Below are 24,612 nucleotides of genomic sequence, written 5' to 3'. Positions count from 1 at the left end.
GTTAACCCGACGAACGCCTTCGCGAGCAGGCTCGCTCCCACATTGGAATGCTTTTACCTGTGGGAGCGAGCCTGCTCGCGAAGCTTTTAGCGATCTTTAAAGCGCTGCAAATACTCGACATGCTCGCGGTGCGCGACGTCCTGCACCACCGGCCGCAATCTCACCTTCGCTCCCGGCAAGCACTGCGCCAGCCGCGCCAGTGCCAGCGGCGTCAACGCGCCCAGGCGCGGATACCCGCCGATGGTCTGGCGATCATTGAGCAACACAATCGGCTGCCCGTCCGGTGGCACTTGCACCGCGCCCAAGGGAATCCCTTCGGAAATCATCGCCGCGCCCTGATAGTGCAATGTCGCGCCCAGCAGGCGGATGCCCATGCGGTCGGCGCGGCTGTCGATTGTCCAGGTGCTGTTGAAGACATCAAACAGACTTTGCCCGCTGAACTGGCCGATCTGTGCACCAATCACCAGATCCAGCGGTTTAACCGAGCGCAGGTCCGGTTGCTGCGTCTGTGGTACGTCACGCACCGGCCGGGGTTCGCCGTGATAACTCAGGATCGCTCCTTTTGTCAGCGGCACGCCCAGACCATCAAGCCCTCCGAGCTCTTCGCGCACGACCGTCGCGCAACTGGCCAACACGGACGGCGCGGCAAAACCGCCGGGAGCCGCCAGATAAGCCCGGGCGCCAAGCAAGGGTTGGGTGAACTGCAACCTCTGACCTTTGTGCAACGTGAAACCGCGCCACGGCGCCAGCGCCTGTCCATCGATCTGCGCGCCGAGATCCGCTCCGGCCAGCGCCAGCAGGCAATCCTCTTCAGCCACCACGGCAAACCCGCCGAGGGTGATTTCAACCACCGCAGCATCCAGCTCATTGCCAAGCAGCCAATTGGCCCAGCTCATGGAACACCAATCCGCCGCGCCGCCCTGGGTAACGCCCAGGTGTCGCACACCGAAGCGCCCGGCATCCTGCAACAGGCACAGCGGTGTGCTGGCTTCGATCGTCAGTCGACTCATGCCAGCGCCTCCAGTGCTGTGTCGTCACCGCCCAGACGAATGAATTCGGCGTGATCGACCGCTTCGAAGCGTACCGTGTCACCGGGCTGCATCAGGCTGTAGCCGTCGCGATGGCGATCGAACAGTTTCGCCGGGGTGCGGCCGATCAGGTTCCAGCCGCCGGGTGAAACGACCGGATAAGCCGCGGTCTGCCGCTCGGCGATACCCACGCTGCCGGCGGCGACTTTTTTGCGCGGTGTGCTCAAGCGCGGCGCGGCGAGAATCTCTTCGACCAGGCCCATGAAGGCAAAGCCCGGCGCAAAACCAAGGGCGAATACCTGATACTCCCGTGCGCTGTGCCGACGGATCACCTCCTCCACCGCGAGCCCGCTACGGTCAGCCAGCAGGCTCAGTTCCGGGCCGACACTGAGGTCGTACCAGACCGGCAAGACGTGACACTGCCCAGCGCTTCGCGCATTCGGCGACAGGTCGACCAGCGCTTCGGCGATCAATTCGCGCGCCTGAGACGGACTCAGCAGCGTCAGATCGTAATGCACCATCAACGTCGTATAGGACGGCACCAGATCGATCAGTTGGGCGCCAAACGCCGTGCGCAAACGCTCGGTGGCGGCGAGCATCCACGGCATGTTGGCTTCGGCGATTTCATCGAACAGACGCAGCATCAGGCAATCGAGCGCCACCACTTCAATCCGTGGATTCATGACGCACTCGACTGCTGTAAGGCTTGGCGAATGCGCTGCACGGCGACCACGGAGCTGGCGTTGTCGCCGTGTACGCACAAGGTGTTGGCGCGCAGGATCAAGGCGCTGCCGTCGCTAGCGGTGAGCTCGCCGCCATGGGCGATGGTCAGCGCTTGCTCGATGATTTTCTCGGGATCGTGATGCACCGCGCCCGGCAACTGCCGTGAGACCAGTTTGCCCGCACTGTCGTAGGCGCGATCGGCGAAGGCTTCGAACCACAGCGTCACGCCATATTCATCGCCGACTTGCTGCGCCGCAGCGTTGTCGCGGGTCGCCATGAGCATCAGCGGAAGATTGCGGTCATACGCGGCCACGGCCTGCACTACCGCACGCAGTTGCGCCGAGTTGGCCATCATGTCGTTGTACATCGCGCCGTGGGGTTTGACGTAGCTGACCCGCCCGCCCTGCGCCTTGCAGATGCCATCGAGCGCACCGATCTGGTAATGCAGGATGTCTTGCAGCTCCTGCGCGGAATAGGCCATGGAGCGCCGGCCGAATCCGACCAGATCCTGATAGGCCGGATGCGCGCCAATCTGTACGCCGTGCTCAAGGGCCAGCGCCACGGTCTTGCGCATGATGCTCGGGTCGCCGGCATGGAAACCGCAGGCAACGTTGGCGCAATCGATGAAGGGCATGACCTCGGCGTCCAGACCCATGGTCCAGCTGCCGAAGCTCTCGCCAATGTCGCAATTCAATAGCAGGCGGCTCACGGTGAACACTCCTGTAGCTGCTCGTCTTTTTATCTGTAGGACACTGCCCAGCAGGTTATCAGTTACTGCGCGTCGAGTTGTTTGCCGCGGGTTTCCGGCAGGCTCAACGCCGCAATAATCACCACGCCGTAGGACACCGCCGCGAAGGCACCGATGCCCATGCTCAATGGCACTTTCTGGCTGAGCAGGCCGATCAGCAGCGGGAACAACGCCGCCAGCGCGCGGCCGATGTTGTAGCAGAAACCCTGGCCCGAGCCGCGAATCCGCGTGGGGAACAATTCAGTGAGAAACGCACCCATGCCGCTGAAAATCCCCGAGGCAAAGAAGCCCAGCGGAAACCCCAGCCACAGCATCACGCCGTTGCTGACCGGCATCTGCGTGTACAGCAGAACGATGGTGAACGAGCCGACCGCGAACAAAATGAAATTCTTTTTCCGCCCGAGCAGATCGGTCAGATAAGCGCTGATCACGTAACCGACGTAGGAACCGACGATCACCATCGCCAGATAACCACCGGTGCCAAGCACGCTCAAACCGCGTTCGTTCTTGAGGAAGGTCGGCAGCCAGGAGGTGATTGCGTAATAACCGCCCAGCGCACCGGTGGTCAGCAACGACGCGCGAAACGTGGTGAAGAGCATGCCCGGAGCAAAAATCTCGTAGAACTTCGCCGGGTTCTCCGGGGATTGCGCGGCTTTGGCTTCGCGATAGATTTCCGGATCTTTCACCAGGCGTCGGACAAAAATCACGAATATCGCCGGCACGATGCCGAGGATGAACAGCGCACGCCAGGCATCTTCCGGTGGCAACACCGAGAACAGCAGCGCATACAGAATCGCCGTCAGCCCCCAGCCCAGCGCCCAACCGGATTGCACCATGCCCACCGCTTTGCCGCGATCCTGGGCGCGGATCACCTCGCCGATCAGTACTGCACCGGCGGTCCACTCACCACCGAAACCAAAGCCCATCAGGGTGCGGGCGATCAACAGTTGTTCATAGTTTTGCGCGAAACCGCAAAGAAAAGTGAAGAAGGCGAACCACAGCACCGTCAGTTGCAGGGTGCGCACGCGGCCGATGCGGTCGGAGAGAATCCCGGCGACCCAGCCGCCGATCGCCGACGCGATCAGGGTGCTGGTGTGAATCAGCCCCGCTTCGCCAGTGGTAATGCCCCACATCGCGATCAGCGTCGGCACGACGAAGCTGAGCATCTGCGTGTCCATGCCATCCAGACCGTAACCGATCTTGCAGCTCCAGAACGTGCGGCGCTCCTGCTGGTTGATGTTGCGATACCAGTCGAACGGCCCGGGCCGCGCCGCAGGCTTGGATAAAGGGAGGGTGTCAGGAGCACTCATGGCAAATCTCCGCAGGGCTTTTATTGGTCTTGTTCGAAGCTCCGACGACGCCTATCGTGGGAACCGGATGCGCCGATTTTTCGTCGCCCTGCCCCGCGCCGTCCAACGAATAAAAACCCGCCTTAGGCATAAGAAAAATTTGTCAGCCGAGCCTTGCCCATGAACCTGAAGTTTCTCGAGACCTTTGTCTGGGTCGCGCGCCTGAAGAGTTTTCGCCTGACCGCCGACAAGCTCTTCACCACTCAGGCGTCGATTTCCAGCCGCATCGCAGTGCTCGAAGGCGAACTGGGAGTGAAGCTGTTTCTACGCGACTCACGCGGCGTCAGCCTGACCCCGGAAGGTCTGAAGGTGCTCGATTATGCCGAACAGATGCTCGACACCATGGCGGCGCTGAGACAGTCGATCGAGACTCGTTCGAGCAAGGTCGGGCGGGTGCGGATCGGCGTGATGGACACAGTGATCCATACCTGGCTGAGCCCGCTGGTGGCGCAGATGACCGATCTGTACCCGCGAGTGGAAATCGAGCTGGTCGCGGATACGGCGCTGAATCTCTGCGATCAGCTGCAAAAAGGCTTCCTCGATCTGGTTCTGCAAACCGATCTGGTCCGTCACGAAAGCGTGCGTAGCCTGGAGTTGGCCAGCCATCCGTTGGGCTGGATCGTCGCGAGCAATTCGATCTACAACCGCGACTACGCCGACCTCGCCGAACTGGCGCAGGAGCGGATCGTCACTTACTCGAAAAACTCACGACCGCATCAGGATATCGTCGCGCTGATGCAGGCCAACGGCGTCATGGCGCCACGCTTGAATTGCGTGAACTCGGTGTCAGCGATCACCCGGTTGTTGCGTGACGGCTTCGGTATCGGCGCGCTGCCACCGGTGCTGGTGGCCGAGGAACTGGCACGCGGCGAACTGACCCTGCTCGACATCGCGCAGCGGCCGGCGAATCTGCCGGTGGTGGTGTCGTGGCGGGTCGGGGTTGAGTGGGTCGAGGAGATAGTGACGTTGTGTCAGCAGGTCTTGGCGGGGTATGCGCAAAAGGTGGGCAAGGACTGCATCACCCTCACTGACTGAGCACATTTGTGGCGAGGGAGCTTGCTCCCGCTCGGCTGCGCAGCAGTCGTAAAATCGTTACCTGCGCTCGTTCAGAATAAATGGACGGGAGCGCTTCGCACTCCAGCGGGAGCAAGCTCCCTCGCCACAGGGGAAATGAGCGATCTCAAAGGCCGCGCACGTCGCGATCTTCGATCGGCCGGCTCTGGCGCAGACGGCGGCCGCCGAGTACTACCCAATCGATCAGGCGGAACAGGCATTCGATGCCGAACGACAGCAGCAACGCCCCGCTCATGCCCCAGATCATTGCCTCTGGCGTCAGCAGGATCTGATAGCTGTAGCCATTCCAGGTTTCCTTGCGAATGTCCGGATCGGCGGCCAGCACCACTTGCAGGAAGCGCACGTACCACGGGCCTTGCATCGCCTGGAATTGTTTATCCAGCGCGACCTGGCGAGTGAGCAAGGTGTTCAGGCTGTCGGCATCGCTGCGAAAAATCGGGTCTTCGCTCGCCCGGTAATGCGCGACCAGCGCCTGCATGTCGCCCTTGAAAAACTGATCGGCGGTGCCCTGAAAGCCGCGCAGGCCGGTCTGCGCTTCGATCAGATGCGCTTCGACCCGCTGGGCATAATCGTTGATGAACCCCGGCACCTGGACACCGATCAACAGGCCCGCCGCAAACAACACCAGCCGTACATAACTGAGCAACATGGGTGCAAATCCTTATTCGGTCTTGCCCTGGCTGACGCATTCGCCGCGTCGCCACAGGCTCCATTGGCCCGGTTCGTAGCGGGTCCAGGTTTCGTTTTCGGTCAAAGGCTCGGTGGCGATCACCGTGACCACGTCGTTGGGCGTGGTTTCGGCCTGGAAGTCGACAATCACGTCGACATCCTTGAGCCGTGCGGGGCCGAACGGTGCGCGCCGGGTGATCTGGGCCAGTTTGGTCGAGCAATAACAGAACAGCCAGTCGCCGTCGCTGAGCAGGCAATTGAACACGCCTTTGCTGCGGTATTCGGCGCAGGCGGCGACCAGATCCGGCAGCAGCACTTCGATATCCACCGGTTCCGGAAAGGCTGCGCGCACACGGTTGAGCAAATCGCAGAACGCCGCTTCGCTGTCGGTATCGCCGACCGGGCGGTAGAAACTCTTGATCGGGGTGAAGTCGGCGAGCTGCCCGTTGTGCGCGAAACACCAGTTGCGCCCCCACAGTTCGCGGACGAACGGGTGGGTGTTGGACAGGCAGACCTTGCCGACGTTGGCCTGGCGAATATGGCCGATGACCACTTCGCTCTTGATCGGATAACGCTGCACCAGATTGGCGACTTCCGACTCGCTGCTCGCCGCCGGGTCCTGGAACAGCCGCAAGCCCCGGCCCTCATAGAAAGCAATGCCCCAGCCGTCGCGGTGCGGGCCGGTGCGGCCGCCGCGCTGCATCAGGCCGGTAAAGCTGAACACGATGTCGGTCGGCACGTTGGCACTCATGCCCAGTAATTCACACATGTGCGGACTCTCGGGTTACAGACGCGGCTCGACCCGCATGCGCTGCGGATTGTTCGGCACGGGCGGGCGACCGTAGCGGTCGTCACCGGCGCCGCCGAACGGCTGATCATCTTCGCGTTCTTCGGCACGGGCCGCAGCCTTGGCGGCCTCGGCGCGTTCGCGTCGGGCTGTCGAAGCACGCTCGATCGGCATACGGATCAAGACGAAAACCAGATAAATCCCGAAGGCGATCATGCCGTACATGAACAGATCGGAAACCGCGCGCCAGGCGTTGTTGCCGACCTTGAACAGCGTGTCCAGCGCGGTGATGGCGATGGCCGGCGCAACCTTGGCTTTCACTGGATCGACGATGGTCGGGCTGAACAGCAACACCGCCATCAGCACACGCAGCGGCTCGCGCAGCCAGCGCCACATCCAGGTGGTCAGGCGCATCCATACCAGCAGGCAGCCTACGGCGGCAAAGGCGTAAAGGCCCCAGGCGATCAGATAGTCGTTCTCGGTCATGGTGTCCATGGCAAGGCAGGCAAAGAGGCGCTTATAGTAACGACTTTTCGCCCATGCGGCTTGTCCCAATAGACACATCCCCTGTAGGAGTGAGCCTGCTCGCGATAGCAATTGATCAGTCAAAGTTATTTTGAATGACACACCGCTATCGCGAGCAGGCTCACTCCTACAGGGATTGCGGCAGTTTCAAAAGCTGCGAAAAACCCTATTTGTATATCTGTCCGAGAGCCTTCCATGCCCCAATCCGCCAATGTCATCCCAGCCCCGATTGCCCACCGGGCGCCCGGCGCCGACCCGTATGCCTGGCTGCAGGAGCGCGATACCGACGCGGTGCTCGACTACCTCAAGGCCGAAAACGCTTATCAGGAAGCGCAAACCGCTGATCAGGCCGAACTGCGCGAAAGCCTGTTCAACGAGATCAAGGGCCGGATTCTGGAAACCGACCTGTCCCTGCCCTCGCCCTGGGGCCCGTATCTGTATTACACGCGCACCACCGCCGGTGACGAATACGCCCGGCACTACCGCTGCCCGCGTCCGGCGGACGACAGCCTGACGCTCGACGAAAGCCGCGAACAGCTACTGCTCGATCCGAATGCGCTGGCCAATGGCGGCTTCTTCTCGCTCGGTGCTTTCAGCATCAGCCCCGATCACCAGCGCCTGGCTTACAGCGTCGATGCCTCGGGCGATGAGATCTACACGCTGTTCGTCAAGGAACTGTCCAACGACAAGGTCAGCGAACTCGAATTCGCAGACTGCGACGGCAGCATGACCTGGGCCAACGACAGTCTGACCCTGTTCTTCGGCGTGCTCGACGACACCCATCGCCCGCACAAACTGTTCCGCTATCGACTCGATGGCACCGCCGCCGAAGAGGTTTTTCACGAGCCGGACGGGCGTTTCTTCCTGCATTGCTACCGCGCCAGCTCCGAGCAGCAATTGCTGCTGTCGCTGGGCAGCAAGACCACCAGCGAAGTCTGGGCGCTGGACGCCAATCAGCCGCACCTGCCGTTCGCCTGTCTGGCGCCCCGGGTCGAAGATCACGAATACGACGTCGACCACGGCCTGCTCGATGGCGTCTGGACGTGGTTCATCCGCACCAACCGCGACGGCATCAACTTCGCCCTGTATCAGGCTGCGGATACCGGCGTACCGCCGAGCGAGGCCGACTGGCAGAACCTGATCCCGCACAGCGATGAAGTGATGCTCGACGGCGTCAGCCTCAACACCGAGGCGGTGACCTTGAGCCTGCGTGAAGGGGGTCTGCCGATCATCGAAGTTCATCCGCAGGGCCAAGCTTCATATCGCGTGCAACTGCCCGATGCGGCCTACAGCCTCCATGTGCAAAACAGCCTGGAGTTCGAGAGCGATCGCATTCGTTTGCGCTACGAAGCGTTGAATCGCCCGGCCCAGGTGCGCCAGTTGATTCTCGCCACGGGCGAGCAAACGGTGCTCAAAGAAACCCCGGTGCTCGGCCCGTTCGATGCCGACGCCTATGTCAGTCAGCGCCTGTGGGCCACCGCCCCGGACGGCACGCAGGTGCCGATCAGTCTGGTGATGAAGCGCGAGATGGTCGGCAAACCCGTGCCGCTGTATCTGTACGGTTACGGTGCATACGGCTCCAGCCTCGATCCGTGGTTTTCCCACGCGCGCCTGAGCCTGCTCGATCGCGGCATGGCCTTCGCCATCGCCCACGTACGCGGCGGCGGCGAGCTGGGCGAAGCCTGGTATCGCGCCGGCAAGCAGGAACACAAACCCAACACCTTCAGCGACTTCATCGCCTGCGCTGAGTTTCTGGTGCTCAACGGCATCACCACGGCGGACAAACTGGCGATCAGCGGTGGCAGCGCCGGTGGCCTGTTGATCGGCGCGGTGCTTAACCAGCGTCCGGACCTGTTCGGCGTGGCGATTGCCGAAGTGCCGTTCGTCGACGTACTCAACACCATGCTCGACCCAGAACTGCCGCTGACCGTCACCGAATACGACGAATGGGGCAACCCGGAAGAACCGGACGTCTATGATCGGATCAAGGCTTATGCGCCGTACGAAAACGTCACCGCGCAGGCTTATCCACCACTGCTGGTAATCGCCGGCTACAACGACAGCCGTGTGCAATATTGGGAAGCAGCCAAGTGGGTAGCGAAATTGCGCGCGACCAAGACCGACGACAACCCGCTGCTGCTCAAGACCGAACTGGGCGCCGGGCATGGCGGCATGAGCGGGCGCTATCAGGGATTACGTGACGTAGCACTCGAATATGCGTTTGTGTTCAAGGTTTTGCAGATTGCCTGAGGAACTCTGCGGGTGGCCTGGGTCTTAACAGCAGACCCAACGCCTCCACCGATTCCCCTGTGTAGGAGCTGCCGAAGGCTGCGATCTTTTGATTTTTTAACAGCAAGATCAAAAGATCGCAGCCTTCGGCAGCTCCTACACAAGGAACGTGTGATACCCGGAAAATGTGAAAACAAAAAGACCGCATCGACATGTCCGAACCGACCTTCCTGAACAACGAAATCCGCGACTGGCTGATGGACTGTGGCCTGTTCGATCAATTGCAGCTGGCCGACTTCGCGGCAGCTTCCGGCTACTTCAGCATCAGCACCGTGGCTGAAGGCGAAGCGATTTTTCGCGAGGGCGATGCCGGCAGTTTCATGTGCATCATCCACACCGGCCAGGTCGCCGTGCAGAAAACCGCCGTCGACGGTCAGGTCATCACCATGGCCACCCTGCGCAGCGGCCGTGCCTTCGGTGAAATGGCCGTGCTCGATGGCGAACGGCGTTCGGCCACGTGCATCGCGGCAAGCAACTGTCAGTTGCTGAACCTAGGCAAGGACTCGCTGGAAAAAATGCTCAACGACGCACCGAAAATCGCCGCAAAGATCATCCGCGCCCTCGCCGTCTCGCTGTCCAAACGCCTGCGCATGGCCGACGGCCAACTCGCCGCGCAACAGGTTTAACCGCCGGGGGATTTAGCCTTGTTGCCGTTCGGCTCGATACCCGGCACCGGTTGATCCTTGCTCGGCGGGCTGGGCATTTCGATCGGCACCAGCGGCGGGCTGCCACTGCCGGCGCCCGACTTGGGCAGGGTAATCGGGGTGATCTGCGGATACGGCGTCGGCGTCGCGGTGCCGGGCGAGCCGGGTTGCGGCGTCGGACTGACCGGAATGCTCTGCTGGGCCTGGGCCGCAGTAATCGCGAGCGCGGCCAGGGTAATGACCGTTAGAATGGTGCGCTTCATCAAGGGCTCCGTTTGGCCTTTAGTCTGTGCTCAGGCTACTCCCAACGCGCCTGCTTGCCTTCCCCCCTTTAGAGATTTCCATGAAACGTTTCGTTCTGCTCGACACCACCCCGATCCCCGAAAACGGCGGTGCCCTGTGCCTGTTCGAGTATGGCGAGGACTTCGTCATCAAGATCCAGGGCGGCGACGGCGGGCAATTGATGAACACGCGCATGCACGGTTCCGAAGACGCATTGGCCGAGATTCCCTGCCGCAAAGTCGCCGGCCGGCCGAATTCACGCGTGCTGATCGGTGGCCTGGGCATGGGCTTCACCCTCGCCTCGGCACTCAAGCATTTGGGCAAGGCCGCCGAAGTGGTGGTCGCTGAGCTGGTGCCCGGCGTGGTCGAGTGGAATCGCGGCCCGCTCGGAGAAAAGTCCGGCCGACCATTGCTCGATCCGCGCACGGTGATCCGCATGGAAGACGTGGCCAAGGTGCTGCAAAGCGAGCCGAACGGGTTCGACGCGATCATGCTCGATGTCGACAACGGCCCTGAAGGCCTGACCCAGAAAGCCAACAGTTGGTTGTACTCGGCCGCTGGTCTGAATGCCTGCGCCAAGGCCCTGCGCCCCAAAGGCGTGCTGGCGGTGTGGTCGGCCAGCGCTGATCGGCAGTTTTCCGACAAATTGAAGAAGGCCGGTTTCAAGGCCGAAGAAGTCCAGGTCTTCGCCCATGGCAACAAAGGCACCCGCCACACGATCTGGATTGCCGAGAAGCTCAAGGGCTGAGCTAAACTCTGCGCATAACCGTCATCAGTCTTTTACAAAGGTGAACCCATGAGTTCGTCCACCCCCACCAACACGTCGAAGCTGGACCGCATCCTCGCCGACAACCAGCGCGACAAGGAAATGGGCTACCGCGACAAAGCCCTGAAGATGTACCCGCACGTCTGCGGCCGCTGCGCCCGCGAGTTTTCCGGCAAGCGCCTGAGCGAGCTGACCGTGCACCACCGCGACCACAATCACGACAACAACCCGCAGGACGGCTCGAACTGGGAGCTGTTGTGCCTGTATTGCCACGACAACGAGCATTCGCGTTACACCGACCAGCAGTATTTCGGCGACGGCTCGCTGAGCACACCGAAAATCGCCAAGGCCACGCATAACCCGTTTGCGGCCCTCGCTGGCCTGATGAAAAAAGAAGATTAAAAGCAAAGATCGCAGCCTTCGGCAGCTCCTACACGGTGTACGCCATTAGACTGTAGGAGCTGCCGAAGGCTGCGATCTTTTGATCTTATCCCCGTATAATCGCCCTCTTTTTCCCGAAGGCACCCCGCTCGTGGCAGACAAACGGTACAGCTGCATTGGTTTGTATAACCCCAAATCACCGGAGAACGTCGGTTCGGTGATGCGCGCCGCAGGCTGTTATGGCGTGGCCTCGGTGTTCTACACCGGCAAGCGTTATGAACGCGCCGCCGATTTCGTCACCGACACCAAGCGCGTGCACTACGACATCCCGCTGATCGGCATCGACGACCTGAAAAAAATCCTCCCGCTCAACTGCGTGCCCGTCGCTGTGGAACTGGTGGAAGGCGCCCGCCCATTGCCGGAATACACCCACCCCGACCGCGCGCTGTACATCTTCGGTCCGGAAGACGGTTCGCTGGATAAAGAGATTCGCGACTGGTGCGAAGACGTCGTGTACATCCCGACCACCGGCTGCATGAACCTCGCCGCTACGGTCAACGTCGTGCTTTACGACCGCATGGCCAAAGGCCTGAACACCCGCTCCGGGCCGAAATTCCGCTGAAGCGTCGCACATTCGATGGAACAAGCTGACCGCCCCGGCAGTCAGCTTATCTATCAATCGCACCCTGCCTGGAGATAGATCATGAGCGAGCTCAAACGCGTAGAACGCATCGAATCCACCCCGTTCCAGTCGCCTTCGCACAAGAACGTGCACGGCTGGGAACGCGTCGGCTCGTTGACCGGCGGCGTGCTGATGGTCGGCAAGGGCCTGCGCCGTGGCGGCGTGTTCGGCCTGATTCAAGTGGCGCTCGGCGGCATGGCCGTGGCCCGCGGCATCACCGGCCATTGCTCGGCGAAAAGCCTGTTGGAGAAAGGTCGTCAGGACATGAACAACGTACGGACGAAGATCGAACGCGCCGGAGAAGAACTGAGCAAGCTGAAGACCAACGCCGAAGTTGCCACGGAAACGGCGACCGTTACCGGCAATGATTCGCTGCCCTCGCCGAAAGCCGGCGTTTGATCCAAATAATGCGTTGAGGCGAATTACGCCATCGCGAGCAGGCTCACTCCTACAATTGAAACGCGTTCACCTGTAGGAGTGAGCCTGCTCGCGATAGCGGTTTCGAATCCCTTCACCATCAGCCCGCGCGAAAAATCAGGTGATCTTCCCAGTCATCCTCCGGCACGCTGCCTTCGGCGAGCATGCGTCCGGATTGGGAAATTCGCTCGTGGTGCACTGCATCGCGATCACCGCACACCAGGTGATGCCATAACGGCAGATCCTTGCCCTCGCTGACCAGACGATAACCGCAGGTCGGCGGCAGCCACTTGAACTCTTCCGCCTGCCCCGGGGTGAGCTGGATGCAGTCAGGGACAAACTTGATCCGGTTCGGATAATCGCTGCACTGACAGGTCTTCAGATCCAGCAGTTTGCAGGCGATGCGCGTGTAATAGACGCTGTTGTCTTCTTCATCCTCGAGTTTTTGCAGGCAGCACAGACCGCAGCCGTCGCACAGCGATTCCCATTCCTCGTGATCGAGTTGATCGAGGGTTTTGCGTTTCCAGAACGGTTCGACAATGGCGGCCATGGTTCAAGCATCAACATCAAGGTGGTGAAAAGGCCGCCAGTCTAGTGCCAGCGGGCGCGGTGGCCAAGCGCCGGCGACTGTCGGTAAATCCGCTTGTCAGCCCCAGCGCCGCCCAGTAGGGTTTTGCAGCGAACTTCTCCCCATCCGTTGCAAGGAATCCGTGCATGAGTGCCAACCCTCGCGTTGCCGATTACGCCATTCACCCGCAGTTCACCGAGCGCTGGTCGCCCCGCGCTTTTAACGGCGAAGCGATCCCTGAAGAGACCTTGCTGAGCTTCTTCGAAGCCGCGCGCTGGGCGCCGTCGGCGTACAACTCGCAACCTTGGCGTTTTCTCTATGCACGCCGCGATACGCAGAACTGGCAGCGTTATCTGGGCCTGCTCAACGAATTCAACCGCAGCTGGGCGCAGCATGCTTCAGCGCTGGTGATCGTGATTTCGAAGACAACTTTCGTGGCACCGGGCGCTACCGAGGAAACCCCGGCGCTTTGGAGCACGTTCGATACCGGCTCGGCGTGGGGCCATCTGGCGCTGCAGGCGAGCCTCAGCGGCTGGCACACCCACGGCATGGCCGGTTTCGATCAGGAATTGACCCGCAAGGAACTGAACATTCCTGAGGAATATGCCCTGCATGCGGCGGTGGCGGTGGGCAAGCTCGGTGACAAGGCAACCCTGGCCGAGTACCTGCAAGCCCGCGAAACGCCGAGCCCGCGTCGTCCGCTGAGCGAACTGGTGGCCGAAGGCGATTTCACTTTATAAGCCACGCCATAAAACCACTGTAGGAGTGAGCCTGCTCGCGATGACGCCGTGTCAGTCGACATCAATGTTGACTGACACACCGTTATCGCGAGCAGGCTCACTCCTACAAGGGGTACCGCGCAGAATCAGTAACCGCGGGTGAAATCCACTTCCCCACGCAACGCCTCACCCGCCTCATACGCCTTCAGGTTCTGCACAAACAAATCCACCATCAGCGCCGGCGACGTTGGTGCCGAGCTGTGCCCGGTCAGCAGCAAGCCCCACGCGGTCCAGAATGGATGGCGTTGCGGCAATGGCTCCTGACGGCAGACGTCAATCACCGCACCGGCCAGGTGCCCTTCCTTCAAGGCCTCGACCAGATCGGCATCGACCACCGCGACACCGCGCCCGGCGTTGATGAACAACCCGGTCGGCTTGAATTGCTTGAACAGCGCCGCGTCGTAGATATCGTGGGTGTGTTCGGTGTTCGGCAGCAGGTTGACCACGTAATCCACCTCGCCCACCAGACGCGGAAGATCGGCCAGCGCGCCGACTTCGACGAACGGCGCCTGTGCGCGGGCGCTGCTGGCGATGCCGTACAACTCGACGCCGAATGGCAGGAGAAATTGCGCGACACTCTGGCCGATGTCACCGGTGCCGACGATCAGCACCTTGCGCCCGACCAGACTCTGGCCGCTGCGGTTGTCCCACTTGCGCTCGACCTGGCTGACCAGCCGCGCGAGCACTTCGCGCTCATGGCCGAGAATGTAGGTCAGCACGTATTCGGCCATGACCTGACCGAAAATCCCCACCGCACGGGTCAGGCGATAATCGCGGCGCAAGCCGTCGGCGAGGAGCGGCGTGATACCGGCCCAGGTCGATTGCAGCCATTGCGGTTGATGGCCCTGGCGCAGCAGGGTCGCCAGCAGGTCCGGCTGGCCCAGCCAGACCGGGCAATCGGCGGCCTGACGCGCCAGTTCGGCGGAGTCGCCGCTGGTCAGGACTTCAAGCTCGGGCAGTGCCTGACGCAGCAGTCGGGCGTATATCGCGTGGTCGTGTTCGGCAATCAGAACGCGCATCTTCAAACCTTTCGCAAACCGTGCAGACGGCCGCCGGGATCGGGCCGGCCATCGCGGTAAAAACAGTTCCAGGGTTAACCGAGGCCCAGGACAGGGCCTCGCGGGTCAGACCGGGTCGTTGCGTCGCAGCAACTCTTCGGGCAAGTGCTCGATGTACTCGTCCTCGGCCGGTGGCATTTGCAGGTGATAGCCCTGCTTGTCGAGGTTTTCCAGGACCACGGTGATGTCTTCGCTGGCCAGCTTGCGCTCGGGCGACAACACCAGATCGAAGGAATGCTTCGCTTTGCCGAAAGCCGTCATCAGCGCTTCCGGCACGCGCTCGAGCGCATCGCTCTTGAGCACATAGAGATACATGCCGCTGCGCTTGGAGCTTTGGTAGATGGAGCAAATACGTTTCAAGGCTGTTCTCCGGCGGTGGACAGGCTGTCGAGCAGCTTCTGACCGAGCAATTCGCGGCGCCAGCCACGCAGCGAATCGGGCAATTGGTAAGGCCCCTCGGGGAAGCCGCTTTTGACCAGGGCTTCGAGGGTTTTCTTGCGCAGCATCAGTTCCGGGGCGATCCCGAGGCGTTCGGCCTCGGCCTGACCCAGCGCGCGCAGTTGCTTGATCAACGCAGCAGCTTCGATCGGCAACGGCTCCGGCACTGCCGGTGGCCATTGATCAGGGCCCACACTGCCAGAGCGCTTGATCAGATCAAGCAGAAACTGGCCGTCCTGACGCACGGTACGCGGGTGCATGTCTTCGATCTTGCCCAGCGCCGCGAGGTTATCCGGCTGCGTGCGGGCCAAGGGCCACAGCGAGTGTTCACGAACAATGCGGTTACGCGGCAAGTCACGGGCGCGGGCTTCTTTTTCGCGCCAGGCGCACAGCTCACGCAGCACGGCCAGTTGCGCGCGGGACAGCTTCCACGCCAGTTTCGCCTCGCGATAGACCTCGTAAGGATCGGTTTCGCGGCGCAGGTTGGCGACCAGTTCGGCGCCATCTTCCAGTACCCAGGCGAACTTGTCGTCGGACAGCTTGGGCCGCAACTCGACGAACACCTCGGCCAGATGCACGGCGTCTTCGGCGGCATAGCTGATCTGGGTTTCCGATAACGGACGCTGCAACCAGTCGGAGCGGGTTTCACCCTTGGGCAGGTCGATGCCGAGCACTTCCTGCACCAATCGCGAGTAGCCCATGGAAAAACCGAGGTTCAGGTAAGCGGCGGCCAGTTGCGTGTCGAACAGCGGCGCCGGCAGGCTGCCGGTCAGGCGCAACAGCACTTCGAGGTCTTCGCTGCAGGCGTGCAGGACTTTGAGGACCGCCGGGTTTTCCAGCAACGCGGCCAGCGGTTGCCAGGCGTTGATGGTCAGCGGATCGATCAGGTAGGCGCGTTTGCCGTCGCCGATCTGCAACAGGCCGGCAATCGGGTAGAAGGTGTCGACCCGCATGAATTCGGTGTCGAGGGCAACGAACGGCAGTTGCTGCCACTCGGCGCAAAACTGCGCGAGGCTTTCGTTGTCGCGAATCCAGTGAATATCGATAGCCACACGGCTCTCCCTTGAAGAATGGCGCGCAGTATATATCGCCACTGGCGATTTACGCGCCTTTGAAGGGCAAGAGCTGTAAGGAAATGTCTTGCCTGCCAGCAAGAATAGTCTGACAGCGGAAACAGAAAGGCCCGTCGCATCAGCGCGACGGGCAGGAAACGCCTCACTGCTTGGCCAGTACGCCGTCGATCACCGCGCCGCGACAGCCGGCAAACATGTCCAGCGCCGGCTGGTACACGCTGCTGCGCACCTCGAGCAGGCCGAGCATGGAGTGGAACAGGTTGTCCTGACTCAGCGGCTTGTCGCGGCTCAGTTGCAGGCAATGCGTATCGACCGAGTAGGCTTTCTGATAGCTGTCGGAGAACCACGCCAGCATCGCTACATGCTTCTGCTGCTCGGGCGCCAGCATGTACGGCGTGCCGTGCAGAAACAGGTTGTATTCGCCAAGCGATTCACCGTGATCCGACAGATAGAGCATGGCGGTGTCGACTTTGTCCTGATTGCTGCGCAGCACATCGATCAGGCTCGCCAGCACATGGTCGGTGTAGACCAGCGTGTTGTCGTAACCGTTGACGATACTTTCGCGGCTGCAATTATTCAGCGCGTTACTCTCACAGACCGGGGTGAAGTGTTCGTACTCCTTGGGATAACGCTTGAAGTAATCCGGGCCGTGACTGCCCATCTGGTGCAGAACCAGCACCGTGTCTTTATCCAGGTGATCGATAAAGCTCTGCAAACCCTGCAGGAGGATTTCATCGCGACATTCGCTGTTGGCGCACAACGCCGGGTCCTGCAATTTGCTGACATCCTGCACCGTGACCCGGTCGCAAGTGCCTTTGCAGCCGGACTGGTTATCGCGCCAGATCACATCGATGCCGGCGCGCTTGAGCACATCGAGCAAACCCTCTTCATTCTTGGCCTTGCTGGCGTTGTAATCCTTGCGGCCCATGTTGGAGAACATGCATGGCACCGAGACCGCGGTCTCCGTGCCGCAGGAATGCACATCGGTAAAGGCGATCAGCCCCGCCTCTTTGTCCAGTTGCGGCGTGGTGTCCCGGTCGTAACCGAGAATGCCGAAGTTCTGCGCCCGCGCACTTTCCCCGACCACCAGCACGGTCAGCGATTTGCGGGGCTGGAATTGCAAGTCGGGATTGCGCTGGGCATCTACGCCGATCTTGATGAACGGCTGCTGTGCCGAGACGACTTGCTCTTGCAGGTAGCCGAGGGACGCGCCGATGTAATTGCTCGGCACCAGCATCAGGCGAATCTCATGATGGTTGCGAAACAACGAAGACAACCCCTGGTAGTTGGCCAGTGCCACGACACCGATCACCGCCGCAGAGGCGACACTGACAATAACTTTGCTGAACAACTCGTGATGCCAGCGCCGATAAGTGACCGGCACTTTCCATAACACCAAACACGGCAAAATACCCAGAAAGACAATATAGGCAAACAACTTCATTGAAAGCAGATCACGCACTTCCGTCGCATTGGTTTCAGCGAAGTTTCGCAACATGCCGGCATCGATCATCACGCCGTATTGGCTCATGAAATAAGCCACGCCAGCGCTGATTAAAAACAACAGGGTCAATAACGGTTTGAGCAGGGGGCGGAAAGCGCACAACGTTAGGACAATATTGAACGCGGCGAAGATCATCACGCCGAACGCCAGGCGCAGGACGCTGCCCTTGCCATCGGCGGCGGTTATCTCGAACAGATGTTGCCAGAGCACCAGGTTGAAACCGAGCAACAAAAAGGCGCTGGCGAACAACGTCACCCATTCCGGGCGCACGGCTTTTAACTTCAACATGATGAATGACTGTTCCTGAAAGAAGAGCCTCGTCACTTGTGAAAATTTCATTCACCGAGGCATGACAAACTTTAGGCAGCCATGGATCAATTTTTCGTGAAAAAGATGCTAATGATTAGTTGCCTTCGGGCATTGTCCTGGAAGTTTGCGCGTATTTGCGAATGGTTCAGGTTTCATTCAGTTAATTGCCCACCTACGCCCCCTGTAGGAGTGAGCCTGCTCGCGATAGCGGTGTGTCAGTCAATATTTATTCATCTGATACATCGCTATCGCGAGCAGGCTCACTCCTACAGGGGGATGCGGTGTTATCGAGTTTTCAGGTCTGGCGCGGGATTTTCTGATTTGCCGATCTGCGCGACGCGACGCCTAATCACCAGCTTCCGCAATCGAAGGCCTGCTGATGAATCATCACCGCCCCGCCGCTTGGCTGATGTTCGCGATCATCCTTGTCGCACTTAATCTGCGCCCATCAATGGCCGCCGTGGGACCGCTGCTGTCGGCGATCCGTGGCGATATCCCGTTGAGCTTCAGCGCTGCCTCCCTGCTGACGATGTTGCCGGTCATGGCCATGGGGCTGGCGATGTTCTTCGGCCTGAGCGTCAGCCAGCGCTTCGGCGAACAGCGCACGGTGCTGCTGTCGTTGCTGATCATCGGGCTCGCGACGCTGTCGCGGCTGTTTATCGATTCGGCCCTTGAACTGATCCTCAGCGCCATAGTGGCCGGCATCGGCATCGCCATGATTCAAGCGTTGATGCCGGCGCTGATCAAGTCGCGCTTTCCCGACAAAGTAGCGTTATGCATGGGCGTCTACGTGACGTCGATCATGGGCGGCGCGGCGATTACCGCATCATTGGCGCCGCTGGTGATGGTGCAGACCGGCAACTGGCGCGCAGGGCTGGCCGTTTGGGCCGGGCTGGCGGTGCTCGCCTTGCTGGTCTGGTGTCTACAGCCCGCGCGTGCCATATCAAGAGGGATCAAGCGGGAGTCTGTTATCACCCGCCGTCGCGCCTGGTTGCTGGCGATTTTCTTTGGCCTCGGTACGGCGTCCTACACCTGTGTCCTCGCCTGGCTCGCCCCGTACTACGTGGAAAAGGGCTGGAGCGAACAACACGCCGGGCTGCTGTTGGGTTTTCTCACAGCGATGGAGGTCATTTCCGGCCTGGCGGTGCCTGCGATTGCCAACCGAAGCCGTGATCGACGCGCAATATTGGCGACTCTACTGTTGCTGATCATCGGCGGTTTCTGCGGGCTGATTCTTGCCCCGGCGCAGCTGGCCCTGCTCTGGCCGTGTCTGTTGGGACTGGGTATTGGCGGTCTGTTTCCGATGAGCCTGATCGTCGCGCTCGATCATTGCGACGACCCGCAGCAGGCCGGTGGCCTCACTGCATTTGTGCAGGGTATCGGTTATCTGATCGCTGGCCTCTCGCCGCTGTTGGCAGGGGTGATTCGCGATCGGCTAGGCAGTTTTGAAGGCGCGTGGTGGGCGCTGACTGCGGTGATGGTGAGCATGTTGCTGATGGTCGTGCGCTTCAATCCTCGCCATTACACACGTCACTTGCCTTGCCCGGGCTAGAGGCCTCTGGCCATCTTTTCCGCACGAAATTGGCAACGTCGTATTACTAAAAGTTTCTGTCCCACATGTGTCCGTGAAATGTCCTACGAGGGTTTCTCCTGGCACCATCGTTCCGCTAGGATCGTACGCACACGTTTGCGCGAATTCTGCGCAAGGGGCACAGCGAGACGGAACTCATGCTGAACAGTAATTTGCTTCGCAAGCTCGATATGCAGGATTTGATGGTATTTGTTGCTGTGTATGAGCAGAGCAGTGTCACCGATGTCTCGGAAACCCTGTTTGTCAGTCAGTCCACTGTCAGTTATTGCCTGAAGAAACTGCGCACCAGTTTCGAAGACGAATTGTTCATCAACACCCGTACGGGCATGCGCCCGACTTACAAGGCCTGCAGCATGTACGGCCATGTGCAGAAGATCCTCGAAAGCATCAACCTCTGCCACGCCGGAGCACCGGCCTTCGACCCGAGCCGGCGGGCGGTGACCTTCAACATCTGCGCCCCGGAATATTTCGAGCAGTTGATCCTGCCGCGCCTGTTGAAGCGCTTCGACTTCGACGATTTGCCGGTGATGGTCAACATGCACAAGTTCGAAACCGACGTGCCCGCCGATGAGTTACGCGACGGCTCACTCGACCTGGTGATCAGTTTCGGCCCGCACTTTCATCGCCAGCATGCGGATCTGAAATCGCGGATGTTGCTTGAAGATGACCTGGTCTGCGTCTTCGACAAGCGCGCCACGCCATTGGAACCGCGTTTGAGCCTGCAAGCATTTACCGAGCGTCGGCATGTGTTCCCGACGCCGTGGACGTCGAGCACCAACATGGTCGACGGCTGGCTGGCGCGCCAGGCGCAGAAACGCCAGATCGTCGCGCGATCGAACAGCTACAGCGCCGCGTTGAAGATGATCACCGGCACTGACTTCATCCTCACCCTGCCCCGGCGCATCCAGCGTTTGCTGACCAATGACGCGGTATTCAAACACTGCGAGGCACCCAACGGTTTGCCGGGCTTCACCCTCGATATGCAGTGGAGCCAGAACGTCGATCAGGACAGCGCCAATGTCTGGCTGCGCGAGCAGGTGATTCAGGTGTGCAGCGAGCTGGAAAGCGCCTGAGCCTCAGATGCCGATCGCGGCCTTGCTGTAGGACTCGCGATCGATGTCGAGCAGTTCGACGCACAGTTGCACTTCAAGCCCGGCCGGCCATTCGCAGAGCTCCTGCAACACCGCCAGCAGGCTTTGCGACAACTGCTTCTTGATTTCTGCCGAGCGCCCGCTGAGCAAGGCCAGCTTCACATGGACGAAGGCACGCTCGCCGAGAGCCGTGCCGACCTTGAAGTGTTCGACCTTGATCGCGCGGCTCTTGATATCGAACTCCGCCCCGAACTGACCGGAACCGACCAGGGTGTTGTTGAGCCTGATCAGGGCAATGTCGGCATTCAACTGCGTCAGGTTGGCTGTGTATTCCATGTGCAGGTGTGGCATTGCGGATCTCCAGTCGGGGGGTGCGGGGGCGTACGTATAACACATGCGGCTGAGCGGACTTTCTGTAGGAGCTGTCGAGTGAAACGAGGCTGCGAGCTTTTGATCCTTCATTTGAAGATCAAAATCAAAAGATCGCAGCCTCGTTTCACTCGACATCTCCTACAAGGGATCGTGGCGCTCAGTTGGCCGTTCGCTCATGAATGCTTCCAGTCGCGAACGCAGCCAGCGTTCGGCCGGGTCGCTGTCGACATGGCTGAGCCAGACCATCGACAGGTCCAGCGTCGGCGTCTTGAACGGAAACGGTTCCTGGAACAGCGCCCCGGACGCCGCCATCGCCGCTGCAGTGTAGTCCGGCAGGCTGGCGATCAGGTCGGTGCCCGCCAGCAGCGCCGGCAGCGCGCTGTACTGCGGCACCGACAACACCACCTGGCGCGTCCGGCCCAGCTCCGCCAGCCATTCATCGGCATAACCACTGACATTGGCCGTGTGCGACACCAGTACATGCGGGCGAGCGCAATATTCGTCGAGAGTCAGCGGCGTATCAGAGGCGTCGGCGCGCAGGATGCTCGGCTGGATATGCCGTAGCAGTTTGCGTTTGGCGTTGGCCGGCAGGCCACGGGTCTGGCTGATGCCGACGGTGATATCGCCAGCCGCGAGAAGATCGGGAATCCGCCAGTAATCGACATGCTGCACGACGAACACCACGTTCGGTGCTTCCTGGCGCAGAGCGCGCAACAGCGGCGGCAGGAGGCCGAATTCGACGTCATCGGACAGGCCGATGCGAAAGGTCATGGTGCTGGTGGCGGGGTCGAAATCGCGGGTCAGGCTCAGCGCCGCCGACAGCGAGTCGAGTGCCGGTTTGAGATGGCGGTAAATATCTTCGGCACGGGCCGTCGGTTCCATGCGATGACCGACGCGGATGAACAGCGGGTCGTTGAGCATCGTGCGCAAACGGTTGAGCGCCGAGCTGATGGTCGGCTGGCCGAGGAACAGCTTCTCCGCGGCGCGGGTCACGTTGCGTTCGAGCATCAGAGTCTCGAACACCACCATCAGGTTGATGTCGGCCTTGCGAAGTTCATTGCGGTTCATCCATTGCCCCTGCTCCCCGGAATAGCGGCAGTGTAGAAAGGCCTTGGGCATTGCGTCCATAAACGTTTCCGAGACAGCGTTTCAGAAACATCCGCGAACGATTGGAAACAAATCCGCGATAGCCAAAAAAACCCTCTGCGCTAGGCTTGCGTCGATGCGCCACACAGGTTGGCGCGCCTATCGATCGCAGGGAGCGAACCGTATGTATTTCGAAATCTACCGACAAACCCGAGGCACCCCGAGCACCGGCAAAGGCCAATGGCGCTGGCGCCTGCGTGCGCGCAACCACGAGACGGTGGCCAGTGGTGAGTCGTACGTGAACAAGGCCGATTGCCTGCATGTGATCAACCTGATCAAAGCCGTACAGGGCGAGACGCCGATCAAGGAGATTTGAGCCAGGCGACGGTCCTTGTTGGAAAGGCGGGCCGTTGGTCGCCATTCAGAACGGTTGCTTGAATACCCATCCGCTATGCTCATCAAAGGTGCATGTGCTGCGATTGCTGCTGCCATGCACCTGACCGTCCATTGATCCCGCAGAGGTTACGCGCGATGAAATCACTTGCCGCAATCTGCCTTGCAATACTGGCCCTGAGCGCCCAGCCCGGCCACGCGGACACCCTCGATGCTTTCGTCGAAGAAGCGGCCCAGCAGAGCCTGTTCCAGAACAACAGCGCACATATCGCGCTGGAAAAGGCCACCCTGCCCGAGGTCAAAGCGTTCGCCAGACAAATGATTGCCGACCATGAGCGTTTCGATAAACAGCTCCGGCAGCTGGGGGAGAGCCAACGCATGGCGGTGCCGACGGAACCTTCGGTAGCCTCGAAAGCCAAGCAACTGCGCCTCGAGTCTCGGGACGATTCCTTCGATCGCATCTACATCGACAGCCAGGCCGAAACCCTCGAGCAAAAGCTGATGCTGTTCAAGAAAGAAGCCATGTCGTCGCAAGATCCGCAGCTCAAGGCCTTCGCTCAAGCAGCCTTGCCGGGCATTGAAAAACAGGCGAAAAATGTTCGGGATCTGCAGGAAAAACTCAAACCGTCAGCGGGCGCGCTGAAGTCCGTCAACCCTTGAGCGAACCGCGGAACGATCAAAACTGCAAAAGAATCACACCCACCAATACGGCGATTACCGCAGATACCGCCATCACTTGGGTCGAGGTGAACGCCAGCGCCGCCTCCTTGGAACGGCCGATGAAGCGGCCACGAATCTGATGTAAACCTGGCTGCGCTTCGAACAGGTTGTCCGGGTGCTCGTTGTCCTCAGGTTCACTGGTCTGCTGACCGGTCCAGGCGCTGCGCGCCAGCAAACGATCCAGCAAACCTGGCATGACCGACTGGCCGATGATCGCCTTGATCGTCGACCATCCCAGCCACAACTCTCGCGGCGGGTGTTTGACCACGCTGAAAATCGCTCGCGCTGCCACGTCCGGGTCATGGATCGGCGGCACAGGTTGCGGGCGTCTGGGCAATTTGTTGCGTGCCCAGTCGAACTGCGGCGTGTTGATCGCCGGCAGTTGCACCATGCACACGCGGATACGGCTGCGCTCATGCAGTAACTCGCAGCGCAACGCGTCGGTAAAACCGCGCACGGCGAATTTTGCCCCGCAGTAAGCGGCCTGCAACGGAATGGCGCGATATGCCAGCGCCGAGCCGACCTGAATGATCAGCCCCTTGTTGCGCGGGCGCATCAACGACAGCGCTGCCAACGTGCCGTGGACGGTGCCGAGATAGGTCACCTGGGTGACGTGCTCAATCTCGGCGGCGGACAATTGCTCTATCGGCGAGAGCACTGTGACCATCGCCGCATTGATCCACACCGTCAAAGGCCCGAGCCTGGCTTCCATCTGCTGGGCGGCCTCCTGCACGGCAAGCGCATCGGCAACGTCGACGCTGACGGCAGCCACCTCGACCCCATACATTTCCAGCTCCTGTTGCGTAGCGGCCAATCCTGCGGGATCGCGCGCCAGCAAGCCGATGCTATACCCGCCAGCGGCAAACCGATGCGCCACCGCGCGCCCGACGCCAGCACTGGCGCCGCTTATCACCACCAAAGGTTGCTCCTGCATGAACCGTCCTCGTTGACGCTCAGTCAATCGGCCCGATATTGATCATCAGGTCGTCACCCAGCCCTTGCACCTTGGCCAGCACATCCACCGGCGTTTCGCTGGAAAAATGCACGACGTAGCCCATGCCGCTGCCGTCCTCTTCGATCGCGCTGACCCACAGCTCGACCTCGTCGGCGTCCAGCCCCAGCGCCTGGCCGAACTGACGGTTGCGGTGATCGGAATCGGTTTCGTCCATCGGGTAATCGCTCATGACCAACATCTCCTCGGGGATCAGTCCCCTCACTGGTTGCTCAATGGGGTCTTAAGGATGGACGCCTGCCGCGCGACGACAG

General features: G+C 60.7%; 29 protein-coding genes. 12 read left to right on the top strand and 17 right to left on the bottom strand.

Going from position 1 to position 24,612, the window contains the following annotated elements:
• Positions 1-86: 86 nt before the first annotated feature.
• The 4 genes from QRN33_RS21515 to QRN33_RS21500 form a co-directional block, all read right to left on the bottom strand.
• Positions 87-1,010 (bottom strand): 5-oxoprolinase subunit C family protein, encoded by a 924-nt coding sequence (locus QRN33_RS21515; protein ID WP_285409998.1) that lies wholly within the window; start codon positions 1,008-1,010, stop codon positions 87-89.
• Positions 1,007-1,711, bottom strand: a complete 705-nt coding sequence (gene pxpB, locus QRN33_RS21510; protein ID WP_285409996.1) for a 5-oxoprolinase subunit PxpB — start codon at positions 1,709-1,711, stop codon at positions 1,007-1,009. Before pxpB ends, QRN33_RS21515 begins: the two co-directional genes overlap by 4 nt.
• Positions 1,708-2,460, bottom strand: a complete 753-nt coding sequence (locus QRN33_RS21505; RefSeq protein WP_285409994.1) for a 5-oxoprolinase subunit PxpA — start codon at positions 2,458-2,460, stop codon at positions 1,708-1,710. Before QRN33_RS21505 ends, pxpB begins: the two co-directional genes overlap by 4 nt.
• A gap of 62 nt (positions 2,461-2,522) precedes the next feature.
• Positions 2,523-3,809, bottom strand: a complete 1,287-nt coding sequence (locus tag QRN33_RS21500; protein ID WP_258640765.1) for an MFS transporter — start codon at positions 3,807-3,809, stop codon at positions 2,523-2,525.
• 159 nt (positions 3,810-3,968) lie between these two features.
• Here QRN33_RS21500 and QRN33_RS21495 point away from each other — a divergent pair, with 159 nt between their 5' ends.
• Positions 3,969-4,883: a LysR family transcriptional regulator gene (locus tag QRN33_RS21495; protein WP_281922619.1), complete on the top strand. Its 915-nt coding sequence runs from the start codon at positions 3,969-3,971 to the stop codon at positions 4,881-4,883.
• Positions 4,884-5,028: 145 nt separating this feature from the next.
• Here the strand turns inward: QRN33_RS21495 and QRN33_RS21490 are convergent, their stop codons facing one another.
• The 3 genes from QRN33_RS21490 to QRN33_RS21480 are packed head-to-tail and all read right to left on the bottom strand — an operon-like array spanning position 5,029 to position 6,873.
• Complete coding sequence (locus QRN33_RS21490) at positions 5,029-5,571, bottom strand: DUF2937 family protein (RefSeq protein ID WP_042607436.1); 543 nt, start codon at positions 5,569-5,571, stop codon at positions 5,029-5,031.
• Between the two features lie 12 nt (positions 5,572-5,583).
• Entirely contained in the window at positions 5,584-6,360 is a 777-nt protein-coding gene (locus tag QRN33_RS21485) for a class II glutamine amidotransferase (protein ID WP_024012022.1), read from the bottom strand.
• A gap of 15 nt (positions 6,361-6,375) precedes the next feature.
• A complete protein-coding gene (locus QRN33_RS21480; RefSeq protein WP_064362536.1) occupies positions 6,376-6,873 on the bottom strand; it encodes a hypothetical protein in 498 nt (165 codons plus the stop codon).
• 225 nt (positions 6,874-7,098) lie between these two features.
• Between QRN33_RS21480 and QRN33_RS21475 the strand changes: the two genes are divergently transcribed.
• On the top strand, positions 7,099-9,153 hold the full coding sequence (locus QRN33_RS21475) for a S9 family peptidase (RefSeq protein WP_285409989.1): 2,055 nt from the start codon (positions 7,099-7,101) through the stop codon (positions 9,151-9,153).
• A gap of 191 nt (positions 9,154-9,344) precedes the next feature.
• Positions 9,345-9,818: a Crp/Fnr family transcriptional regulator gene (locus QRN33_RS21470; RefSeq protein WP_116659273.1), complete on the top strand. Its 474-nt coding sequence runs from the start codon at positions 9,345-9,347 to the stop codon at positions 9,816-9,818.
• Here QRN33_RS21470 and QRN33_RS21465 read toward each other — a convergent pair.
• Complete coding sequence (locus QRN33_RS21465; RefSeq protein WP_042607431.1) at positions 9,815-10,099, bottom strand: hypothetical protein; 285 nt, start codon at positions 10,097-10,099, stop codon at positions 9,815-9,817. The genes QRN33_RS21470 and QRN33_RS21465 overlap by 4 nt on opposite strands.
• Before the next feature lie 80 nt (positions 10,100-10,179).
• On the opposite strand from QRN33_RS21465, the gene QRN33_RS21460 reads away from it, so the two are divergent.
• The 4 genes from QRN33_RS21460 to QRN33_RS21445 all read left to right on the top strand — a co-directional run bounded on the left by QRN33_RS21460 (position 10,180) and on the right by QRN33_RS21445 (position 12,346).
• The gene (locus tag QRN33_RS21460; protein ID WP_042607430.1) at positions 10,180-10,866 is read left to right on the top strand and encodes a spermidine synthase; all 687 of its coding nucleotides are present in this window, start codon (positions 10,180-10,182) and stop codon (positions 10,864-10,866) included.
• Between the two features lie 48 nt (positions 10,867-10,914).
• Positions 10,915-11,286 carry a YajD family HNH nuclease gene (locus QRN33_RS21455; protein WP_003222612.1) on the top strand — a complete coding sequence of 124 codons (372 nt, stop codon included), beginning with the start codon at positions 10,915-10,917 and terminating at the stop codon, positions 11,284-11,286.
• A gap of 130 nt (positions 11,287-11,416) precedes the next feature.
• Entirely contained in the window at positions 11,417-11,887 is a 471-nt protein-coding gene (locus QRN33_RS21450; protein WP_007911337.1) for an RNA methyltransferase, read from the top strand.
• 81 nt (positions 11,888-11,968) lie between these two features.
• A complete protein-coding gene (locus QRN33_RS21445) occupies positions 11,969-12,346 on the top strand; it encodes a YgaP family membrane protein (RefSeq protein WP_285409985.1) in 378 nt (125 codons plus the stop codon).
• A gap of 118 nt (positions 12,347-12,464) precedes the next feature.
• Here the strand turns inward: QRN33_RS21445 and QRN33_RS21440 are convergent, their stop codons facing one another.
• Positions 12,465-12,914, bottom strand: coding sequence for a YcgN family cysteine cluster protein (locus tag QRN33_RS21440; RefSeq protein ID WP_016771232.1), 450 nt, complete (start codon positions 12,912-12,914; stop codon positions 12,465-12,467).
• Between the two features lie 164 nt (positions 12,915-13,078).
• Here QRN33_RS21440 and QRN33_RS21435 point away from each other — a divergent pair, with 164 nt between their 5' ends.
• Positions 13,079-13,672: a nitroreductase family protein gene (locus QRN33_RS21435; protein WP_042607428.1), complete on the top strand. Its 594-nt coding sequence runs from the start codon at positions 13,079-13,081 to the stop codon at positions 13,670-13,672.
• A 125-nt stretch (positions 13,673-13,797) separates the two neighbouring features.
• Here QRN33_RS21435 and QRN33_RS21430 read toward each other — a convergent pair whose 3' ends face one another.
• From QRN33_RS21430 to QRN33_RS21415, 4 genes are all read right to left on the bottom strand, one after another.
• Positions 13,798-14,730 carry a D-2-hydroxyacid dehydrogenase gene (locus QRN33_RS21430; protein WP_065617454.1) on the bottom strand — a complete coding sequence of 311 codons (933 nt, stop codon included), beginning with the start codon at positions 14,728-14,730 and terminating at the stop codon, positions 13,798-13,800.
• A gap of 105 nt (positions 14,731-14,835) precedes the next feature.
• Entirely contained in the window at positions 14,836-15,129 is a 294-nt protein-coding gene (locus QRN33_RS21425; RefSeq protein ID WP_041478850.1) for a YcgL domain-containing protein, read from the bottom strand.
• Positions 15,126-16,259: a ribonuclease D gene (gene rnd, locus QRN33_RS21420; protein WP_064362548.1), complete on the bottom strand. Its 1,134-nt coding sequence runs from the start codon at positions 16,257-16,259 to the stop codon at positions 15,126-15,128. The genes QRN33_RS21425 and rnd overlap by 4 nt, the downstream gene beginning before the upstream one ends.
• 163 nt (positions 16,260-16,422) lie before the next feature.
• Complete coding sequence (locus QRN33_RS21415; RefSeq protein ID WP_285409980.1) at positions 16,423-18,072, bottom strand: phosphoethanolamine transferase; 1,650 nt, start codon at positions 18,070-18,072, stop codon at positions 16,423-16,425.
• 400 nt (positions 18,073-18,472) lie between these two features.
• On the opposite strand from QRN33_RS21415, the gene QRN33_RS21410 reads away from it, so the two are divergent.
• Both QRN33_RS21410 and QRN33_RS21405 read left to right on the top strand, forming a co-directional pair.
• Positions 18,473-19,645, top strand: coding sequence for a cyanate transporter (locus tag QRN33_RS21410; RefSeq protein WP_285409978.1), 1,173 nt, complete (start codon positions 18,473-18,475; stop codon positions 19,643-19,645).
• 176 nt (positions 19,646-19,821) lie between these two features.
• The gene (locus QRN33_RS21405; RefSeq protein WP_285409976.1) at positions 19,822-20,757 is read left to right on the top strand and encodes a LysR family transcriptional regulator; all 936 of its coding nucleotides are present in this window, start codon (positions 19,822-19,824) and stop codon (positions 20,755-20,757) included.
• A gap of 3 nt (positions 20,758-20,760) precedes the next feature.
• On the opposite strand, the gene QRN33_RS21400 is transcribed toward QRN33_RS21405, so the two are convergent.
• Both QRN33_RS21400 and QRN33_RS21395 read right to left on the bottom strand, forming a co-directional pair.
• Positions 20,761-21,126: a 5-carboxymethyl-2-hydroxymuconate Delta-isomerase gene (locus tag QRN33_RS21400; RefSeq protein WP_065617457.1), complete on the bottom strand. Its 366-nt coding sequence runs from the start codon at positions 21,124-21,126 to the stop codon at positions 20,761-20,763.
• 159 nt (positions 21,127-21,285) lie between these two features.
• Positions 21,286-22,215: a LysR substrate-binding domain-containing protein gene (locus QRN33_RS21395; RefSeq protein WP_042607421.1), complete on the bottom strand. Its 930-nt coding sequence runs from the start codon at positions 22,213-22,215 to the stop codon at positions 21,286-21,288.
• A 202-nt stretch (positions 22,216-22,417) separates the two neighbouring features.
• On the opposite strand from QRN33_RS21395, the gene QRN33_RS21390 reads away from it, so the two are divergent.
• Together QRN33_RS21390 and QRN33_RS21385 are read left to right on the top strand one after the other, a co-directional pair.
• Positions 22,418-22,609 carry a YegP family protein gene (locus tag QRN33_RS21390; RefSeq protein WP_016771242.1) on the top strand — a complete coding sequence of 64 codons (192 nt, stop codon included), beginning with the start codon at positions 22,418-22,420 and terminating at the stop codon, positions 22,607-22,609.
• Between the two features lie 155 nt (positions 22,610-22,764).
• On the top strand, positions 22,765-23,286 hold the full coding sequence (locus QRN33_RS21385) for a DUF4142 domain-containing protein (protein ID WP_285409972.1): 522 nt from the start codon (positions 22,765-22,767) through the stop codon (positions 23,284-23,286).
• A 16-nt stretch (positions 23,287-23,302) separates the two neighbouring features.
• On the opposite strand, the gene QRN33_RS21380 is transcribed toward QRN33_RS21385, so the two are convergent.
• Together QRN33_RS21380 and QRN33_RS21375 are read right to left on the bottom strand one after the other, a co-directional pair.
• Positions 23,303-24,280, bottom strand: a complete 978-nt coding sequence (locus QRN33_RS21380; RefSeq protein ID WP_285409970.1) for an SDR family oxidoreductase — start codon at positions 24,278-24,280, stop codon at positions 23,303-23,305.
• 19 nt (positions 24,281-24,299) lie between these two features.
• A complete protein-coding gene (locus QRN33_RS21375) occupies positions 24,300-24,530 on the bottom strand; it encodes a hypothetical protein (protein WP_064362564.1) in 231 nt (76 codons plus the stop codon).
• Between the last annotated feature and the right edge of the window lie 82 nt (positions 24,531-24,612).

It is taken from the genome of Pseudomonas sp. FR229a, from assembly GCF_030209115.1.
GTDB lineage: Bacteria > Pseudomonadota > Gammaproteobacteria > Pseudomonadales > Pseudomonadaceae > Aquipseudomonas > Aquipseudomonas moraviensis_A.
Note: the sequence above shows the minus strand (reverse complement) of the source record. Positions and strands in the feature narration are given on the sequence as shown.

What these genes read in the sequence shown, in the direction of transcription:
- QRN33_RS21515 (WP_285409998.1), bottom strand. Translation starts at nt 1,010, where the DNA reads ATGAGTCGACTGACGATCGAAGCCAGCACACCGCTGTGCCTGTTGCAG.
- pxpB (WP_285409996.1), bottom strand. Translation starts at nt 1,711, where the DNA reads ATGAATCCACGGATTGAAGTGGTGGCGCTCGATTGCCTGATGCTGCGT.
- QRN33_RS21500 (WP_258640765.1), bottom strand. Translation starts at nt 3,809, where the DNA reads ATGAGTGCTCCTGACACCCTCCCTTTATCCAAGCCTGCGGCGCGGCCC.
- QRN33_RS21495 (WP_281922619.1), top strand. Translation starts at nt 3,969, where the DNA reads ATGAACCTGAAGTTTCTCGAGACCTTTGTCTGGGTCGCGCGCCTGAAG.
- QRN33_RS21490 (WP_042607436.1), bottom strand. Translation starts at nt 5,571, where the DNA reads ATGTTGCTCAGTTATGTACGGCTGGTGTTGTTTGCGGCGGGCCTGTTG.
- QRN33_RS21485 (WP_024012022.1), bottom strand. Translation starts at nt 6,360, where the DNA reads ATGTGTGAATTACTGGGCATGAGTGCCAACGTGCCGACCGACATCGTG.
- QRN33_RS21480 (WP_064362536.1), bottom strand. Translation starts at nt 6,873, where the DNA reads ATGGACACCATGACCGAGAACGACTATCTGATCGCCTGGGGCCTTTAC.
- QRN33_RS21475 (WP_285409989.1), top strand. Translation starts at nt 7,099, where the DNA reads ATGCCCCAATCCGCCAATGTCATCCCAGCCCCGATTGCCCACCGGGCG.
- QRN33_RS21470 (WP_116659273.1), top strand. Translation starts at nt 9,345, where the DNA reads ATGTCCGAACCGACCTTCCTGAACAACGAAATCCGCGACTGGCTGATG.
- QRN33_RS21465 (WP_042607431.1), bottom strand. Translation starts at nt 10,099, where the DNA reads ATGAAGCGCACCATTCTAACGGTCATTACCCTGGCCGCGCTCGCGATT.
- QRN33_RS21460 (WP_042607430.1), top strand. Translation starts at nt 10,180, where the DNA reads ATGAAACGTTTCGTTCTGCTCGACACCACCCCGATCCCCGAAAACGGC.
- QRN33_RS21455 (WP_003222612.1), top strand. Translation starts at nt 10,915, where the DNA reads ATGAGTTCGTCCACCCCCACCAACACGTCGAAGCTGGACCGCATCCTC.
- QRN33_RS21445 (WP_285409985.1), top strand. Translation starts at nt 11,969, where the DNA reads ATGAGCGAGCTCAAACGCGTAGAACGCATCGAATCCACCCCGTTCCAG.
- QRN33_RS21440 (WP_016771232.1), bottom strand. Translation starts at nt 12,914, where the DNA reads ATGGCCGCCATTGTCGAACCGTTCTGGAAACGCAAAACCCTCGATCAA.
- QRN33_RS21435 (WP_042607428.1), top strand. Translation starts at nt 13,079, where the DNA reads ATGAGTGCCAACCCTCGCGTTGCCGATTACGCCATTCACCCGCAGTTC.
- QRN33_RS21430 (WP_065617454.1), bottom strand. Translation starts at nt 14,730, where the DNA reads ATGCGCGTTCTGATTGCCGAACACGACCACGCGATATACGCCCGACTG.
- QRN33_RS21415 (WP_285409980.1), bottom strand. Translation starts at nt 18,072, where the DNA reads ATGTTGAAGTTAAAAGCCGTGCGCCCGGAATGGGTGACGTTGTTCGCC.
- QRN33_RS21410 (WP_285409978.1), top strand. Translation starts at nt 18,473, where the DNA reads ATGAATCATCACCGCCCCGCCGCTTGGCTGATGTTCGCGATCATCCTT.
- QRN33_RS21405 (WP_285409976.1), top strand. Translation starts at nt 19,822, where the DNA reads ATGCTGAACAGTAATTTGCTTCGCAAGCTCGATATGCAGGATTTGATG.
- QRN33_RS21400 (WP_065617457.1), bottom strand. Translation starts at nt 21,126, where the DNA reads ATGCCACACCTGCACATGGAATACACAGCCAACCTGACGCAGTTGAAT.
- QRN33_RS21395 (WP_042607421.1), bottom strand. Translation starts at nt 22,215, where the DNA reads ATGAACCGCAATGAACTTCGCAAGGCCGACATCAACCTGATGGTGGTG.
- QRN33_RS21390 (WP_016771242.1), top strand. Translation starts at nt 22,418, where the DNA reads ATGTATTTCGAAATCTACCGACAAACCCGAGGCACCCCGAGCACCGGC.
- QRN33_RS21385 (WP_285409972.1), top strand. Translation starts at nt 22,765, where the DNA reads ATGAAATCACTTGCCGCAATCTGCCTTGCAATACTGGCCCTGAGCGCC.
- QRN33_RS21380 (WP_285409970.1), bottom strand. Translation starts at nt 24,280, where the DNA reads ATGCAGGAGCAACCTTTGGTGGTGATAAGCGGCGCCAGTGCTGGCGTC.
- QRN33_RS21375 (WP_064362564.1), bottom strand. Translation starts at nt 24,530, where the DNA reads ATGAGCGATTACCCGATGGACGAAACCGATTCCGATCACCGCAACCGT.